15 protein-coding genes and 1 pseudogene are annotated in these 16,483 nt (G+C 40.4%); 9 read left to right on the top strand and 7 right to left on the bottom strand.

All coding sequences use genetic code 11. The annotated features are described in order from the left end of the window. The 3 genes from ABIB50_RS19800 to ABIB50_RS19790 all read left to right on the top strand — a co-directional run. The coding region (locus ABIB50_RS19800) for a GIN domain-containing protein (RefSeq protein WP_429382592.1) at positions 1-405 on the top strand (405 nt) is incomplete at its 5' end. Between the two features lie 144 nt (positions 406-549). Beyond that, complete coding sequence (locus ABIB50_RS19795) at positions 550-1,275, top strand: head GIN domain-containing protein (RefSeq protein ID WP_429382591.1); 726 nt, start codon at positions 550-552, stop codon at positions 1,273-1,275. A gap of 62 nt (positions 1,276-1,337) precedes the next feature. Next, positions 1,338-2,312: a c-type cytochrome gene (locus tag ABIB50_RS19790; protein ID WP_429382590.1), complete on the top strand. Its 975-nt coding sequence runs from the start codon at positions 1,338-1,340 to the stop codon at positions 2,310-2,312. Between the two features lie 51 nt (positions 2,313-2,363). Here the strand turns inward: ABIB50_RS19790 and ABIB50_RS19785 are convergent, their stop codons facing one another. Together ABIB50_RS19785 and ABIB50_RS19780 are read right to left on the bottom strand one after the other, a co-directional pair. Continuing rightward, positions 2,364-3,401, bottom strand: a complete 1,038-nt coding sequence (locus ABIB50_RS19785; protein WP_429382588.1) for a PKD domain-containing protein — start codon at positions 3,399-3,401, stop codon at positions 2,364-2,366. Positions 3,402-3,909: 508 nt separating this feature from the next. Further along, positions 3,910-5,007, bottom strand: coding sequence for a PKD domain-containing protein (locus tag ABIB50_RS19780; protein WP_429382586.1), 1,098 nt, complete (start codon positions 5,005-5,007; stop codon positions 3,910-3,912). A 406-nt stretch (positions 5,008-5,413) separates the two neighbouring features. On the opposite strand from ABIB50_RS19780, the gene tig reads away from it, so the two are divergent. The 6 genes from tig (at position 5,414) to ABIB50_RS19750 (ending at position 11,904) form a co-directional block, all read left to right on the top strand. After that, complete coding sequence (gene tig / locus ABIB50_RS19775; protein ID WP_429382585.1) at positions 5,414-6,763, top strand: trigger factor; 1,350 nt, start codon at positions 5,414-5,416, stop codon at positions 6,761-6,763. Between the two features lie 237 nt (positions 6,764-7,000). Continuing rightward, the gene (locus ABIB50_RS19770; protein WP_429382583.1) at positions 7,001-7,726 is read left to right on the top strand and encodes an ATP-dependent Clp protease proteolytic subunit; all 726 of its coding nucleotides are present in this window, start codon (positions 7,001-7,003) and stop codon (positions 7,724-7,726) included. A 149-nt stretch (positions 7,727-7,875) separates the two neighbouring features. Then, positions 7,876-9,114: an ATP-dependent Clp protease ATP-binding subunit ClpX gene (clpX, locus tag ABIB50_RS19765; RefSeq protein ID WP_429382581.1), complete on the top strand. Its 1,239-nt coding sequence runs from the start codon at positions 7,876-7,878 to the stop codon at positions 9,112-9,114. Between the two features lie 126 nt (positions 9,115-9,240). Further along, positions 9,241-10,095 carry an AMP nucleosidase gene (locus ABIB50_RS19760; RefSeq protein ID WP_429382597.1) on the top strand — a complete coding sequence of 285 codons (855 nt, stop codon included), beginning with the start codon at positions 9,241-9,243 and terminating at the stop codon, positions 10,093-10,095. 88 nt (positions 10,096-10,183) lie between these two features. Continuing rightward, positions 10,184-11,542 (top strand): pyridoxal-phosphate dependent enzyme, encoded by a 1,359-nt coding sequence (locus ABIB50_RS19755; RefSeq protein WP_429382580.1) that lies wholly within the window; start codon positions 10,184-10,186, stop codon positions 11,540-11,542. A 32-nt stretch (positions 11,543-11,574) separates the two neighbouring features. Beyond that, complete coding sequence (locus ABIB50_RS19750; RefSeq protein ID WP_429382578.1) at positions 11,575-11,904, top strand: NTF2 fold immunity protein; 330 nt, start codon at positions 11,575-11,577, stop codon at positions 11,902-11,904. Positions 11,905-11,973: 69 nt separating this feature from the next. On the opposite strand, the gene ABIB50_RS19745 is transcribed toward ABIB50_RS19750, so the two are convergent. The 5 genes and pseudogenes from ABIB50_RS19745 to ABIB50_RS19725 form a co-directional block, all read right to left on the bottom strand. After that, positions 11,974-12,036 carry a hypothetical protein gene (locus ABIB50_RS19745; protein WP_429382596.1) on the bottom strand — a complete coding sequence of 21 codons (63 nt, stop codon included), beginning with the start codon at positions 12,034-12,036 and terminating at the stop codon, positions 11,974-11,976. Between the two features lie 112 nt (positions 12,037-12,148). Then, a pseudogene (locus ABIB50_RS19740) lies at positions 12,149-12,283 on the bottom strand (DMT family protein); the annotation flags it as partial. A gap of 209 nt (positions 12,284-12,492) precedes the next feature. Continuing rightward, a complete protein-coding gene (locus tag ABIB50_RS19735) occupies positions 12,493-14,049 on the bottom strand; it encodes an ArnT family glycosyltransferase (protein WP_429382576.1) in 1,557 nt (518 codons plus the stop codon). Positions 14,050-14,209: 160 nt separating this feature from the next. Beyond that, positions 14,210-15,517: a UDP-N-acetylglucosamine 1-carboxyvinyltransferase gene (gene murA / locus ABIB50_RS19730; protein WP_429382574.1), complete on the bottom strand. Its 1,308-nt coding sequence runs from the start codon at positions 15,515-15,517 to the stop codon at positions 14,210-14,212. Positions 15,518-15,665: 148 nt separating this feature from the next. Continuing rightward, positions 15,666-16,418 (bottom strand): DUF4290 domain-containing protein, encoded by a 753-nt coding sequence (locus tag ABIB50_RS19725; protein ID WP_429382572.1) that lies wholly within the window; start codon positions 16,416-16,418, stop codon positions 15,666-15,668. Positions 16,419-16,483: the final 65 nt, after the last annotated feature.

Below are 16,483 nucleotides of genomic sequence, written 5' to 3'. Positions count from 1 at the left end.
TACTATGAGCAAAACGCTTTGGTACAAGGTAAAGACGGTGTATTACGTATCTCATCATACGCTAAAGACAAACTGGTAGTATTAGTTACGGTAACTGACTTACGTGCCATCACTGCTTATGATAATGCAGTAGTAAAATCATACGGCAAACTATCAGCAATTGAGTTAAACGTTGTATTAAACAACAATGCTTCTGCACAGTTAAACCTGAATGTTTTTGCCGCTAACTTTACTGTAAACAACCGTTCGACCGCTAACCTGTCAGGTACCGTTAATGATTATAGTGTAAAATACAGCCAGTCATCAACCATTAACAAAACAGACCTGGTAGCTGCCAACGTTACCGAGAAAAACACAACTAAAGAAGCTGCCCGCCTTGCCGAAGAGAAAATGGCAAGCTTGTAACCAAGCAACCACTTGAAAAAGTTCACTATATATGTTTAAAAAGTGGGAGCCAATAGGTTCCCACTTTTTTTGTAACTTCATGGCAATATTTGTCGTCTAACAGAAAAAATAGGTTAATCATTAATGTACACTAATAAAACTATCATGAAAAAAGCTCATTTAACCGCGCTAGCTGTATTTGCGGGTATCTCCTTACTATTATTATCATCATGCAGACTACATTGTGTGAAGGGTTCGGGGAAAGAGGCTTCGGTAACCCGCAAAGTGGGTGGTTTTACCAAGCTTGATATTTCGGGATCATATAAGATAATTTTAAAACAAGATAGCACGTTGGGTATAAGCTTAACAGGCGACGATAACCTGCTTGAACTGGTTAAAACCGAAGTTAGCGGCGATGAGCTCAAAATATCAACCGGTAGCAAAAATATATGCACTAACAGAGATATGTTTATTGTTATTGGCGTGCGTAATTTAGAACAAATAAAAGCGTCGGGCGCGATAGATATTAATTCGGCTGGTAAAATAGTTACTAAAAGTTTCAAGTTCGATCTGTCAGGCGCCACTAAAATTAATATGGACCTTGACGCGGCAGATGTTAATACCGACGGCAGCGGAGTAACCGAAGTTACGCTAAGAGGGCAAGCCAGTTCACACCATATTGACCTTAGCGGCGGCGGCAAAATACACGCATTTGATTTTATAGTAGGTAACTACGATATTGAAACATCAGGTGCCAGTGATTGCGAAATAAATGTTTTGCATGAGCTATCGGTAAACAGCAGCGGCGCGTCAGAGATAAAATATAAGGGTAATCCAACCACTATCAATAATAAAAAAGCAGGTATTTCATCAATCACAAAAGTTAATTAAATAATCACGTTTGCCGCCATGCCTTTTCAGGCTTGCGCGGCGCATTAATCCTTATCACAATCATGAAAAAAGCAGGTAAAAGTATTGCTTATATAGCAATACTTATAGTTGTATTATTAATTGGCGTAGTAACCTACGTAACCCAGGCCTTACCCAACGTAGGCCCTCCGGAAGACATTAAAGTTGAAATAACCCCGCAGCGTTTAGAGCGCGGCAAGTACCTGGTAAGAAACGTTTTACAATGTGTTGATTGCCACTCCAAACGTGACTGGACGAAATTTGGTGGCCCCATTGATACCACTGCCCTTGGCGGCGGCGGCGAATTGTTTGATGCGGCAGGAGCGGGTTTCCCCGGCGAGGTTTATGTACCAAATATTACTCCTTATAAATTAGCAGGCTGGACCGATGGCGAACTGTTTAGAGCTATAACCACAGGACAAAGAAAGAGCGGAGATGCAATATTCCCGCTAATGCCGTGGCCATATTATTCAAAGCTTGATCGCCAGGATATATACGATGTTATCGCTTATATCCGTTCGCTTAAACCGGTGAAAGCTGATTATCCAAAGTCAAAGCTTGATTTCCCGCTGAATATCATTGTGCATACCATGCCCAAGCAAGCCCAATTGGGAATACGACCAGACCCCAAAGACACCCTGAAATTTGGTGCCTACATGGTGCAGGCAAGTGCTTGTATGGAATGCCATTCCCAGGATGATAAAGGTACTTTGTTACCAGGACTTGAGTTTGCCGGTGGCCGTGCATTTAAAATAAATGGCGGTACGGTAAAATCGGCAAACATTACTCCTGACCAAGCTACCGGCATAGGTAATTGGACTAAAGAAATGTTTATTGCTAAGTTTAAATCGTTTAAAGATAGTAAAACTGCCGTATCGGTTAAGCCTGGTGATTTTCAAACTATTATGCCATGGTATGGATACGGAGGCATGAGCGAAAATGAATTGGGAGCAATATATAGATATCTTAAAACTTTAAAACCTGTTAACAACGCTGTAGTAAAATTTGCAGCTAATTAAAAAAAGCCCGCCCGGTTTTAACCCGGGCGGGCTTTTTTAATTGGTTTATTATTATTTATACAACCTAAATTCCATGATCTGGAATGAGGGTGTGAATGTACTTATAATGCGCCACCTGTAGAATTTATAGGGTTTAGGTGCGGCAATAGGGTAATAAAAGAACCTGGAATACCTGGTCGATGCTTGACCAATAGATGTCAGGTAATCAGCAAACCCAATGGTTAGCAACTGATGATCAAGTACATCCCAGGTTGAATTGTCATTAGACCCTTCAATGTACCATTCTTTAGGGTCGCGTTTGCTATCATTGTCGTTTCCATTTTCTATCGCATACATTTTAACTGCTACCGGCGCCGGGAACCCAAGCGTAGCTGTTTCAGGAACCTCAAAAGCTTTGTAGTAGCCAAATTTGGTTGTGGTGTTACCGTCGATCAGTTTAAGTGAGCCTTCATTAGGACCCTGAACAAGATTTTCGTTGGTTGAGTTGTAAGAAACGTATGATTGTGTAATGTCAGTAGCTATTCCTTCGGTGGTAATATTTTTGCTTAGCGAAACCGTACTGCCTTTATCGGTAGTAGCTGTTACCGAAAAGTTGTTAAAGCTGCCAAAAGCAAAGGATTGTAACGGGTTAAACGCTGTACTTCTTATAGTAGTAACCGCGCTTGTAGCCGGGTCCACGGCATTAAAGGTCCACTCGATAGATTTAAGCTTGCTTTTAATGTTAACACTAAATGCTAATTGGTTAGGTACCTCGGTTTTTTTAGTAATTACCTGTAGTATGCTATCGGCCGCAATCTTTATAGGAACATATTTATGCGAGATATTTCCTGTTTTTGAATAGGTCATCATATCTACCTGGAATTCTCCCGGAGTACGGTAAATATGTGTCGGGTCCTGTGTGGTAGTTAATGTATCATCGCCAAATCTCCATTCCAGTTTTACATAATCTTTAGCTAGACTTTTAAAGCGAAATGTAAATCCATCAGCCAAATCAGGAGTAATGGTATAGTCAGAGATGGGATTTATAATTATCGGGTCTTCTTCGGCTATGGGTAGTGCGTCTTTTGAGCAGGAAACTAGAGCTGCCATACAAAAAAATAATGCAGCCGGTTTTAAAAAGTGTTTCATAGATGGTAGGGTTTGTTTGTGATGTTTTGTTTTCATAAAAAATGTTAGCGGATGTTTATGCGACAAGTAAAGGTTCTGGCTAACAACGTAATGGCGTGCCTAAAAGGGAAAAATATCCCTAAACAGATAGCCATATAGGATATGGGTATCCTTTTAATTATAGGTTAATATTGATTGGTTGGTGTGGCAGATCACAATACGTGCAGCCATTGGGTTTCAAACAGTTTGAGCGCTGCTGAACACTACGCATTAGCGTGGCAATAATACAGTCAATTTTCTTGATTATGGGCAACTATTAGCTATATAACAAAAAAATTACAAGAACGTGTTTGAACATCTTTTTTGCAATCATTTTTCTTTAAAGTATAATTTCAATAAAGTATATCGCAAAATATATATTGCTTCATATAAACAACAAAGCCTGCAGGAAATGTATCGCGCAGGCCTTGTTGTTAGTGTGATAATATTATTATTTAAACAACTTAAATTCCTCTATTTGGAAAGCGCCGGCAAAAGTGGAAATAATACGCCACCTGTAATAGGTGAATGGTTGCGGATTAGCTAGCGGGTAATAAAATAACCTGTTGTAACGGGTTTCGGTTTGCCCTATTGATTTCAGATAATCGGCAAAACCAATAGTAAGCGTTTGATGATCAAGAACAGTCCAGATTTCGTTGTCATTTGATCCTTCTACGTACCATTCTTTAGGGTCGCGTTCACTTTCAGAGTCATTGCCATTTTGTATCGCGTACAGTTTTACAGCTACAGGTGCGGCAAATTGCAGTGTAGCAGTCTCGGGTACTTCAAACTCTTTATAATAACCAAATTTAGTGGCTGGGTTACCATCAATTAACTTAAGCGAGCCTTCGTTAGGTCCCTGGTCCAGGTTTTCGTTGGTAGATGTGAACCGTATGTTTGATAGTGTAATATCAGTTGCTATACCTTCGGTTGTAACGCTTTTACCTACGGTTACAACACTTCCTTTATCGGTGGTAACCTTAACAGTAAAATTGTTAAAGCTGCCCAATGCAAACGACTGTAGTGGCGTTAATTCGGTACTTGTGGTAGTAATAGTAGTGCTGGTAACCGGGTCGACCGCATTAAATGTCCACAAAACAGATTTAACTTTAGCCTTAACTTTAGCGCTAAATTTTAGCTGATATGGTTCGCCGGTTTTTTCTGTAGATAACTGTACCACACTATCCGGCACAATAGTTATATTGATGTTTTTATGCGATATATCGCCCGTTTTAGAAACTGTTTTCAAATCCACAAGGTACGTACCTGGCTCCAAATAAGTATGGATAGGATCTTCCTCTGTTTTTAAAGTATCATCGCCAAACCGCCATTCCTGAATGGTATAATCTTTAGCCAGGCTGGTAAATTTAAAGGTAAAGGCATCGGTTGGGTCGGGCGTTATTGTGTAATCAGATATCGGGTTTATAGGGGTGACATCAACCGCCACAGGCACTTCATTTTTCGCGCAGGAAACCAGGGCTGCCACGCAAAAAAACATTGCTATTGGTTTAAATAATTTTTTCATAGGTAATAATGTTTGGGTTTTCATAAATAATAGATGTTTAATTGTAATTGCATTTAATTTATATGGTAGATTAAGATTAATGCGTTATTTAACTGATAGGAATAGGATCATACAGGGCGCTGTATTGATTATTGCCTTTAACTATAGTTCTGAGAATTAGGAGGTTGATTATGTTATACGATACGGTAACTGGGGTAATGTTACGGGGTTCATTATCTGTATAAGGTTAATCGGTATAATTACAACGAAGTTAAGAACTTGTTTTACTTAAAGGTTAATTATTTAATAAATAGTACGAATAAGTCAGTAGCGTGCTATACTGCATGGGCTAATTAAAAATAAATTCGTATTTTTGCGCCTCTAAATTTATGGCCCTTAATACTGTTAGGCTATAGATGGCGGTACTTAATATTAAAACAGAAGTTAAAAGATGAATATTACCCAGGAAAAAATTGATAACCTGAATGCAGTTGTAAAAATTAATATCGACCCTGCCGATTACCAGGCACGTGTTGATAAAGCAATTAAAGACCACGCAAAAAAAGCAAATATGCCGGGCTTCCGTAAAGGAATGGTTCCGCCATCGCATATAAAAAAGATGTATGGTAAAAGTATTTTGGTTGATGAGGTGAATAACCTTTTGTCAGATACCCTGAACAATTACATCGCCGAGCAAAAATTAGAAGTGTTGGGTCAGCCGTTACCAAAACTGGATGATAAGAAAGAATATAACTGGGATTACGCAGATAATTTTGAGTTTAACTACGAATTAGGTTTAGCACCCGAGTTTGCACTTGACTTTTCATCAAAAGATAAATTGACGCAATATGTGATCAAAATTGATGAGACAACTTTGGCCGAGCGTGTTAAAAACATCCGCAGAAGCTATGGCAAAATGACAAATCCTGACGTATCGGCAGAGGATGATGTATTATATGCGCAATTAACGCAGCTTTCGCCGGATGGTTCTGTTTTTGATGATGGAATAAGCAATACTACATCAGTACGTTTAGAGCAGGTAGCAGATGCGAAAATTAAAAAAACGCTTATCGGTTTAAAAAAGGATGATGAGGTAACACTGGATATCCAGAAAGCTTACAATAACGATGCACCTAAAATTGCTGCCATATTAGGCATTGAAGAAGGTGAAGCGGCTGATTTAAAATCAAACTTTAAATTAACTGTAAAAAATGTAAATCGTTTAGAAGAAAGCGACCTGAACCAGGAGTTCTTTGATAAATTATTTGGTGAAGGTGTTGTAACCGACGAAGCGGGTTTTAAAGCTAAAATAACCGAAGAGTTAGAAAGCATGATGCAGCAGGACGCCGAGCGTAAATTACAGAACGATATTTATAACTACAGTATAGATAAAGTTAAGTTTGAATTGCCCGACGAGTTCCTGAAACGCTGGTTACGTGCTACCAACGAAAAACTAACCGAAGATGAATTGCAAGGTGGTTACAAAGATTTTGCTCAAAACCTTAAATGGACTTTAATTGAGAACAAGATCATAAAAGATAACAGCATTGAAATTAAATACGAGGAAGTTTTCGCTGCAGCAAAACAAAGTTTAGATCAGCAGTTCAGGATGTACAGCCCGCAGCCGATAGGTGAGGAGCAGTTATCACAATACGCTGTACAATACCTTCAAAACAAAGAGAATGCTAATAAAGTATTTGACGAAGTAAAGGCACTTAAAACATTAGATTATATTAAGAGTGTTATTACTTTAGACAAAAAGGATATTTTCTATAACGATTTTAAAGAGTTGGTTAAATAAGGAAATCCTTAAATATATTTTAAAAAGCATCCACTTAAAAATGGGTGCTTTTTTTTTAGCCCCTCCCAACCCTCCCAGGTAGGTAGGGCTTTATTAAAGTCTCCCCTGCCGGGGAGATTTAGAGAGGGCTGAATATATTTTACTTTAATAAAACTTTATGATTGAAATAATATTCAACTAAAAACTATATTTATCGCGGGCAATGGCCCGTATCACAAAGATTAAAAACATATACACATGAACAGTATACCAGATAGAAACGAATTTAGAAAATACGCTGTCAAACATCATAGAATTGGCGGCATGCACGTAGATAAATTTATGGCCGGGGTTGACAGGGCCAACCTGCCGGGTGGAATGGCGCCAATGGGTTATACACCCTATATTATAGAAGAACGCCAGTTAAACATCTCGCAGTTAGACGTGTTCTCACGTTTAATGATGGACCGTATCATTTTCCTGGGCGATCCTATATATGATCAAAACGCTAATGTTATCCAGGCGCAGTTATTATTCCTGCAATCTGCCGATGCAAAACGCGACATCCAATTATACATTAACTCGCCGGGTGGTTCTGTATATGCCGGTTTAGGTATTTATGATACTATGCAGTTAATATCAAATGATGTAGCTACTATTTGTACGGGTATGGCAGCATCAATGGGCGCGGTATTGTTATGCGCAGGTGCCGAAGGTAAACGTGCAGCGTTGCCACACTCACGTGTAATGATCCACCAGCCATCAGGCGGTGCCCAGGGCCAGCAGTCAGACATCGAGATCTCTTACCACGAGATCACGAAATTGAAAAAAGAATTATACCAGATCATTGCCGATCACAGCGGCGCATCATATGAAAAAGTTCACGATGCATCTGACCGTGATTACTGGATGATAGCTGAAGAAGCGAAAGAATTTGGTATGATAGACGAAATATTGAAAGGGAATAAAACAAAATCGAAATAATTTGATTAGTAAGTTATTGGTTGATAAGTTGATTGGGTGAGTTGTTGTTTTTACAATTGGATAATTACTCACTTAATCAACCTCATCAACTGCTAACCAAAATTGGTTTATACCAACCAATTGATTAAATTTGTTAACAAACATTCACAATGAATAAAAATAGTAAAGAGATAAGGTGTTCATTTTGCGGCGCAGGCAAGCAGGATTCGCTGATGCTTATAGCGGGGCTTGATGCACACATTTGTGATAAGTGCGTTAACCAGGCTAACGAAATATTGGCCGAAGAGTTAAAAGTGCGTAAGGTTAAAACTTCGCCAAGCTCGCCGGCAATATTAAAACCCGCAGAAATAAAAGCTCACCTTGACCAATACGTTATTGGACAGGATGACGCAAAAAAAATACTTGCCGTTGCTACTTATAATCACTACAAACGCTTAAATCAGCGTATTGATAAAGATGAGGTTGAGATTGAAAAATCAAACATCATTATGGTGGGCGAAACCGGTACCGGTAAAACCTTACTGGCCAAAACCCTTGCTAAAGTATTAAATGTTCCGTTTTGTATTTGCGATGCCACCGTATTAACAGAGGCTGGCTACGTAGGCGAGGACGTGGAAAGTATCTTAACCCGCTTGCTGCAATCAGCAGATTACGATGTTGCTACTGCCGAAAAAGGTATAGTATACATTGATGAGGTTGATAAAATAGCACGTAAAAGCGATAACGCCTCTATAACCCGCGACGTTAGCGGCGAAGGCGTACAACAAGCTTTATTAAAAATATTAGAAGGTACAATGGTTAACGTACCACCACAAGGTGGCCGTAAACACCCTGATCAGAAAATGATCACGGTTAACACCAGCAATATCTTGTTTATCTGCGGTGGTGCTTTTGATGGTATCGAAAAGAAAATTGCTAACCGTTTGCGTACGCAAACAGTTGGTTATAAACTAAAAGGTAATGATGGCGAGGTTGATATGAAAAACCTTTACAAATACATTACCCCACAGGATCTGAAATCATTTGGGTTGATACCTGAGTTGATTGGCCGTTTACCGGTGTTAACTTACCTGAATCCGTTGGATAGGGAAGCGTTACACAATATATTAACCGAGCCTAAAAACTCGTTATTAAAACAATACAAAAAGTTGTTTGAATATGAAGGTGTAAAGCTTGACTTTGAAGACGACGTTTTAGAGTTTATTGTTGATAAGGCAATGGAATTTAAATTGGGCGCACGCGGTTTACGCTCTATTTGCGAAGCGATAATGATAGATGCGATGTTTGAGTTCCCATCTAAAAAAGATGTGAAGAAACTAAACATCACTTTAGATTATGCGCACGATAAATTTGAAAAATCTGACCTTAAAAAATTAAAGGTGGCTTAACAACAAATACATAGCCTAAGGCTATTTTTGTTATAATTAAACTGCAGCCCTGGTATAACGCCGGGGTTTGCTGTATAAAAAGGTTTGCATTTGATGATGCAGACAGACGTAAAAAAAGAAAACGATATGAACGAAGAATTAAATGTAAAAAAGGATGCAGAAAACCATCCAAAAGTAAAAGAAGTAACAAGCCCCATTAAACCGGGTTTAAAAACAAAAGAGGCCATTGTAGCCAACTGGCTGCCGCGTTATACCGGCAGGCCGTTAGAAGAGTTCGGCGATTATATTATCCTGACTAATTTCTCTAAATATATCCAGCTGTTTTCTGAGTGGAACGATAACGCGCCAATAATGGGGGTTGACAAACCTATGCAAAGCGTAACCGCAAATGGTATCACTATTATTAATTTTGGTATGGGTAGCTCGGTAGCTGCAACGGTGATGGACCTGCTTACCGCAATACACCCAAAAGCGGTTATATTTTTAGGTAAGTGCGGCGGCTTAAAGCGCAAAAATAACGTAGGCGACCTGATATTACCTATCGCAGCTATAAGGGGCGAGGGCACATCAAATGATTACTTACCGCCTGAGGTACCTGCACTGCCATCATTTGCTTTACAGAAAGCGATATCAACCACTATCCGCGATTTTTCGTTGGATTACTGGACAGGTACCTGCTACACCACCAACCGCCGTGTTTGGGAGCACGATAAGAAGTTTAAAAACTATTTGAAAGAGCTGCGCGCCATGGCCGTGGATATGGAAACCGCAACTATTTTTACCTGCGGATTTGCCAACAAAATACCAACCGGAGCGTTGCTTTTAGTATCAGATCAGCCGATGATACCGGAGGGTGTTAAAACAACCGAGAGTGATTCAAAAGTAAGCTCGCAGTTTGTTGAGACCCATTTAAAGGTAGGTATTGAGTCTTTAAAACAGCTGATAAACGGTGGCCTTACCGTTAAACACTTAAGATTTTAAGTTGATTGGTTGAATGGTTGCTTAAGTAAATGGTTAAATTTACAGCGCAACTAATCTCTGATCAACAAATCACTAATCAACTACCACCATGTGGCATAACAATATACTCGAAACCATAGGCAATACGCCCATGGTTAAATTAAATAAGGTTGTTAAGGATATCCCTGCAATAGTTTTAGCTAAAATAGAAACGACCAACCCCGGCAACTCTATAAAGGACCGTATGGCCCTTAAAATGATTGAGGATGCCGAAAAAAGCGGCAAGCTTAAACCGGGCGGAACTATTATTGAAGGTACATCCGGCAATACAGGCATGGGCCTTGCTATTGCCGCGGTTATAAAAGGCTATAAATGTATCTTTACCAGCACCGATAAACAATCAAAAGAAAAATTTGATGCGCTGCGTGCCTTTGGCGCCGAGGTAATTGTTTGCCCTACAAACGTAGATCCGGAAGATCCACGTTCATACTATTCCGTATCGTCGCGGTTAGAGCGCGAAGTGCCCAATTCATGGAAACCTAACCAGTATGATAACCTGTCAAACTCGCAGGCGCATTATGAATCTACCGGCCCCGAGATCTGGGAGCAAACTGAGGGTAAGGTAACACACCTTATTGCAGGCGTAGGTACGGGTGGTACCATATCCGGAATCGCCAAATATTTAAAGGAAAAGAACCCGGCTATCCAGATCCTGGGAATTGATACTTACGGCTCCGTATTTAAAAAATACAAAGAGACCGGTATAATGGATAAGGACGAGATCTATCCATACATAACCGAAGGTATTGGCGAGGACTTTTTACCGGCCAATGTAGACTTTAACCTGATAGATCATTTTGAAAAGGTAACCGATATGGATGCCGCGCTTATGACCCGCGAGATAGCCCGCAAGGAAGGCATTTTTGTAGGTAACTCAACCGGGTCGGCCATTGCAGGTTTATTGCAGATGAAGGATAAGTTTAAAGAAGGGGATGTTGTAGTAGTGATCTTCCCGGATCATGGCACACGTTACCTGGGTAAAATGTATAATGATGATTGGCTGCGCGATCGTGGTTTCCTGAAGGATGGCAAACTTACCGCCAAAGACATCATCGGCAAAAAAGAAAGCCAGGAGATCGTAACTATCGACAGTGAAAAAACGGTACTGGAAGCTATCAACACTATTAAATCGTTAAACATATCACAGATCCCGGTTACACAGGCGGGTATGGTTGTCGGCAAGATAACAGAAAGTGACATATTGAACGCGCTGCTGGAGAACCCGTCGCTAAAATCTCAGCCGGTTAAAACCATCAGTACAGCACCGTTCCCGTTTGTGGATATCAATACTTCGATAGACAGGATCTCTGCCATGATAAACAACGATAACATTGCCGTACTGGTTGAGCATGAAGGACATATAGCTATTATTACGCAGTACGATATTATTAATGCGATATCGGCGTAGGTATGAAATATACATTTTTAATACTGTTGTTCATGCCATTCCTCGCATTAGGGCAAAGCAAAGCAGGATCGAAGGTTATTAACGATACTTTAACCAGCGAGACAAGTTTGCAGCTTGGTATAACCATACTTCCTGATAAAGCAACGGCTATTGCTGTGGCCGAACCAATTTTATTTAAGGCATACGGTAAGAAGCTAATAATGAGCGAAAGGCCTTACAATACTAAGTTAGTGAAAGGTAATTGGATAATAACCGGGTATATGCCTAAAAGCACACCGGGAGATCTTGTTGGCGGCGGCACATTTTTAATAATCATGTCGTCTAAAGATGGGAGAGTAATCAAATTAACTCATTATCAATAAACAGCCTCACCATTTCTTAAATATCACAAACACCGCCAGCACTATCAACCCAAAACCTACGGCATGGTTCTATGCAAATTTTTCGGTTTTAAAGAAGATGATAGAAAAGAGCATGAAGATGGTAAGCGTTATAGCTTCCTGTATGGTTTTTAGCTGTACCAGGCTGTAAGGGCCCCCCGTTGCCTTTAAATCCGGCGCGGTTTGCCGGCACCTGGAAAACGTACTCGAAAAACGCCAACCCCCAGCTTATTAATATAACCGATATCAGTCCCAGGTTTTTGCCCCAGTCGTAATCTTTAAATTTGAGGTGCCCATACCAGGCAAACGTAATAAATGTATTTGATATAATAAGGAAGATGATAGTTTTTAGTCCGCGCATGGTATGAAAGTAGTAATTTTGTTAATTAATAATGTAGGATAGGAGGCACCTCCGGAGCCAACGACACGTTATATATTTTCTATAAACAGGTGACTCCTCCGGAGTCGCGATCCATTATTAACAACTCCGGAGGAGTTACCTGTTTATAGAAAAGGAAATAATATAAAATTAAAGGCTCCAGCGGAGCCTCCTCCTGCGCGCGCTTACAATTACCTTGAACGTTTCTTGGCTAACTCTTGTTTGTAAACCTCGTTAAGTTTTGGCGAAGGGTTTACTAAAAGTAATATTGCGGTATGTCTTTCTACAGCAAGTGTATCAGTTACTTCGCCCAATTTTACACAGCTCTCGGTAATAGGGGCAAAGCGTTTCATTTTGGTCCCGTTCTCGTCATCTACATAAATAATATACTTTGCATTCAGGCTATCTGGTGCCCATAAAGTAAAACTGCTATTTAGTGATATAACCTCGGGTAAATGATATCGGGCTGCATAATGATGAAGGGCGCCTGCCTCGCCATAGTTATCCGCGTAAATCTGGGTCACTTTACGTTGCGCTGGCGTTAGGCTGTAATATGCTTTTGCTACTTTTTGGGTTAGCTCCTCCCAGCCAAACATGTCGGCATAATCCTGCGTAGTAGCATGGTGCTTATGGTCCTCCCAGACGGTTATGAAATTTATAAAATGGGTATGTTTATTTATATAATCAAAGAATGACAGCGTAGTTTTTAAGGGGAATACCGGCAACATTCCGGGTAGCATGATCAGGTTTGGCAGCGTGAATACGGCTAGCACGATGCCGCGCAGGACTTGGCTTGATTTTATCCAGCGCTCAAAACCATAACCACCTGCAGCAAAAAGCATAGGGTAGGCACCAAACAGGTAATAGCTTTTACCATTCATCTCCAGTAAAAAAATGAATATCAACACATAAGCAAACATCAGCGACTGGTACTTGCGCAGTTTAAAAGAAAATATCAAAAAGAAAAATCCGGTTACCCATACAAATAAGGCAACACCATTAACCATAATTTGCTGCGCTATAAAGTCGGTAGGTTTTACATAATCCAATTGTTGTTTTTGCAAAGCAGCCATGTGTGTAAACACCGGCCAATGGTGTGTAAACTGCCATATCAAATTGGGTAGTATAACTACAAATGCAACAGCTGCCGCGCCCAAAATATGCTTGTTTAGTAATAGCCTGCGTTGCTTGCTGATGATCAATCCTGCAATTAATGCCCCGGCAAAAAACAGCATGGTATATTTTGTAAGCACACCAAAACCAATGGCCAGCCCAATAAAATACAGATATTTTACAGCGTGTGTATTAATATAGCGCAGCAGTAACCAAACTGTTAACACCCACCAAAGCTGATCGAACACAACCGGCTGAAAAAGGTATCCGCTTGCAATAAATGCGGGCGAGAAAATTAGGGTTAAACAAGCTAACGCGATGGCAAACTTTTTACCACCCAGTTCGACAGTTATTTTGCCGGTGAGCCATATAATTAATCCGCTGCAAATAGTAGGGAATATGCGTGCCGCAAAAACCGAATTGCCGAAGAATACTTTGGTTAATTTAGCTAAAACAGCTATAAATGGCGGTACTTCTTTATAACCCCAGTCTAAATGGTCGCCAAGTACCAAATGCAAAAGCTCATCGCGATGAAAACCGAAATGAGATATGGCCAGAACATTAAGGCCCACTTTTATTAGTACAAAAATCAGTATAAAGTTATTATAACTCGATTTCCGGTTTTTATAGGACATGCAGGTTCATAATGGTTTTTATAAAGATATATAATAAAGGTTGAAAGGTAAAAGGCGAAAGGTAAAAAGGTTTCCCTTTTTTGCTTATAAAACAAAAAGGTTAAAGGTTTTGCATGATGCTATTACCTTTAACCTTTTATCGTTAGCCTTATAGCTTAAATTATATCCGCTTGATATCTGCCCCTAAAGCTATAAGCCTTTTGTCGATATGCTGGTAGCCGCGTTCAATTTGTTCGATATTATAAATAGTTGATTTACCTTGTGCAGACAGGGCCGCTATTAATAGCGATACACCCGCACGGATATCCGGCGACGTCATGGATATGCCTCTTAATTTTACCTGGTGATCTAAACCGATAACCGTAGCCCGGTGCGGGTCGCAAAGGATGATCTGCGCGCCCATATCCAGCAATTTATCCACGAAGAACAAACGGCTCTCGAACATTTTTTGGTGGATCAATACTGATCCTTTGGCCTGTATACAAACTACCAGTACAATGCTCAATAAGTCGGGAGTAAAGCCCGGCCATGGCGCATCGGCAATGGTCATTATAGAGCCGTCAATAAAGGTTTCTATTTCGTAATGATCTTGTGCAGGTATGTAAATATCGTCGCCCCTAAGTTCTAATTTAATGCCTAAACGGCGGAATACGTCGGGTATCATACCCAATTCCTGGTAGTGAACATTTTTGATAGTGATCTCAGACCCGGTCATGGCAGCAAGGCCGATGAAAGAGCCTATCTCTATCATATCAGGCAGCATACGGTGTTCTGTTCCGCCTAATTTGGTAACGCCTTCAATAGTTAACAGGTTTGAGCCTATACCGCTGATTTTAGCGCCCATGCGGTTAAGCATTTTACATAGCTGTTGTAAATACGGTTCGCAAGCAGCGTTATAAATAGTTGTAATGCCTTTAGCTAAAACAGCCGCCATTACAATATTAGCCGTACCTGTTACTGATGCTTCGTCTAATAAAATGTAGGTACCCTGCAGGTTTGAAGCGTCTACATTAAAAAAGCCGTCTTCGGGGTTGTAGTTAAATTGTGCGCCAAGCTTTTCAAATCCTAAAAAGTGGGTGTCTAAACGCCTGCGGCCAATTTTATCGCCGCCGGGTTTTGGTATTGATGCTTTGCCGAAACGCGCCAGCAAAGGGCCCACTATCATGATCGACCCACGCAGGCCGCCGCCTTTTGCTTTAAAGGATTCCGACTGGAAAAAGTCCTGGTCTATTTCTTTAGCTTCAAAGCTGTAGGTATCGTCGGCAAGTTTTTCAACTATAACGCCCATATCGCCCAAAAGCTCAATAAGCTTGTTTACATCTTTAATATCAGGGATATTACTGATAGTGATCTTTTCTTCGGTAAGCAATACAGCCGATAAGATCTGTAATGCTTCGTTTTTTGCACCTTGAGGGGTAATTTCACCTTTAAGGCGCTTTCCTCCCTGTATTTCGAATGCGTTTACCATTTAATAGATAGTTTATGGTTCATAGTTCATGGTTCGTCCAGAACTACGCAAAGATTAAATTATTTTTTTGATAAAGATGATAACAATAAAACAATGGCTCATAATTATGGCGATTAACCATCAACTATGAACCATGATCTATTAACTATTAATACTTTTTGCTACCGCCACCATTATTACGGTTACGGTTGTTTTGGTTATTGTTGTTGCGCGGGTTATTGTTATTACTGCGTCCGCCGGCACTGCTGCCGCCACCGCCGCCGCGATTGTTTTGGTTGTTGGTACGGCCGCCACGGTTGTTGTTATTGTTTTGCGTATGTGTTGGCGCACGGTATTCAACTTTGTTAAGGGCGATAGGCTCCTCGATCTTCAGTTCGCCTTTTGACAGCGCAACCAGGTCAGAAAGGATAGTTTCGTCACTAACCGAATCTTTGTTCCACTGTACGTAAGCCATTTTCATGAAATTAGCTATAGCGGCTACCATGTGCTTGCGGCGCTCGGGCTCCTCAATACTTTTGGCTTTCTCTATCATCATTTCGATAGTTTTACCATAGTGCTTGTAGCGGATGCGTTGGTTAGGGTACCGTAATGGTTCAGGTTTGATGTGGATCGCATCCTCGGTCGGTTTTGGGTAAGGCGAATCCACATCTATCTTAAACTCTGATATAATGTGCAGGTGATCCCAAAGTTTGTGTTTAAAATCGGCAACATCGCGCAGGTGCGGGTTTAAAAACCCCATAAGGTCTATTACCACTTGCGCGTATTTGTTGCGCTCTTCTTTAGTAGGTAGGGCAACTATGTACTTAACCATGTTTTGTACGTTGCGGCCATATTCAGACAGCAGCAATTTGCTACGGGTTGAATTATAATCAAAATTTGCAGGCGTGTTTTCTAATGCCATATAATTGAATGTTTTTAAGAAAGTTTTAAGTTAGCCAGGCGACTTTTCCCAAATAAGCAGGGCAC

It is taken from the genome of Mucilaginibacter sp. UYCu711 (genome assembly GCF_050433825.1).
Lineage (GTDB): Bacteria > Bacteroidota > Bacteroidia > Sphingobacteriales > Sphingobacteriaceae > Mucilaginibacter.
Note: the sequence above shows the minus strand (reverse complement) of the source record. Positions and strands in the feature narration are given on the sequence as shown.

Excerpts from the sequence above, each read along its gene's own strand:
- ABIB50_RS19790 (WP_429382590.1), top strand. The coding sequence starts at position 1,338 with ATGAAAAAAGCAGGTAAAAGTATTGCTTATATAGCAATACTTATAGTT.
- tig (WP_429382585.1), top strand. The coding sequence starts at position 5,414 with ATGAATATTACCCAGGAAAAAATTGATAACCTGAATGCAGTTGTAAAA.
- ABIB50_RS19785 (WP_429382588.1), bottom strand. The coding sequence starts at position 3,401 with ATGGCAGCTCTAGTTTCCTGCTCAAAAGACGCACTACCCATAGCCGAA.
- ABIB50_RS19770 (WP_429382583.1), top strand. The coding sequence starts at position 7,001 with ATGAACAGTATACCAGATAGAAACGAATTTAGAAAATACGCTGTCAAA.
- ABIB50_RS19760 (WP_429382597.1), top strand. The coding sequence starts at position 9,241 with ATGAACGAAGAATTAAATGTAAAAAAGGATGCAGAAAACCATCCAAAA.
- ABIB50_RS19735 (WP_429382576.1), bottom strand. The coding sequence starts at position 14,049 with ATGTCCTATAAAAACCGGAAATCGAGTTATAATAACTTTATACTGATT.
- clpX (WP_429382581.1), top strand. The coding sequence starts at position 7,876 with ATGAATAAAAATAGTAAAGAGATAAGGTGTTCATTTTGCGGCGCAGGC.
- ABIB50_RS19780 (WP_429382586.1), bottom strand. The coding sequence starts at position 5,007 with ATGAAAACCCAAACATTATTACCTATGAAAAAATTATTTAAACCAATA.
- ABIB50_RS19750 (WP_429382578.1), top strand. The coding sequence starts at position 11,575 with ATGCCATTCCTCGCATTAGGGCAAAGCAAAGCAGGATCGAAGGTTATT.
- ABIB50_RS19795 (WP_429382591.1), top strand. The coding sequence starts at position 550 with ATGAAAAAAGCTCATTTAACCGCGCTAGCTGTATTTGCGGGTATCTCC.
- ABIB50_RS19755 (WP_429382580.1), top strand. The coding sequence starts at position 10,184 with ATGTGGCATAACAATATACTCGAAACCATAGGCAATACGCCCATGGTT.
- ABIB50_RS19725 (WP_429382572.1), bottom strand. The coding sequence starts at position 16,418 with ATGGCATTAGAAAACACGCCTGCAAATTTTGATTATAATTCAACCCGT.
- murA (WP_429382574.1), bottom strand. The coding sequence starts at position 15,517 with ATGGTAAACGCATTCGAAATACAGGGAGGAAAGCGCCTTAAAGGTGAA.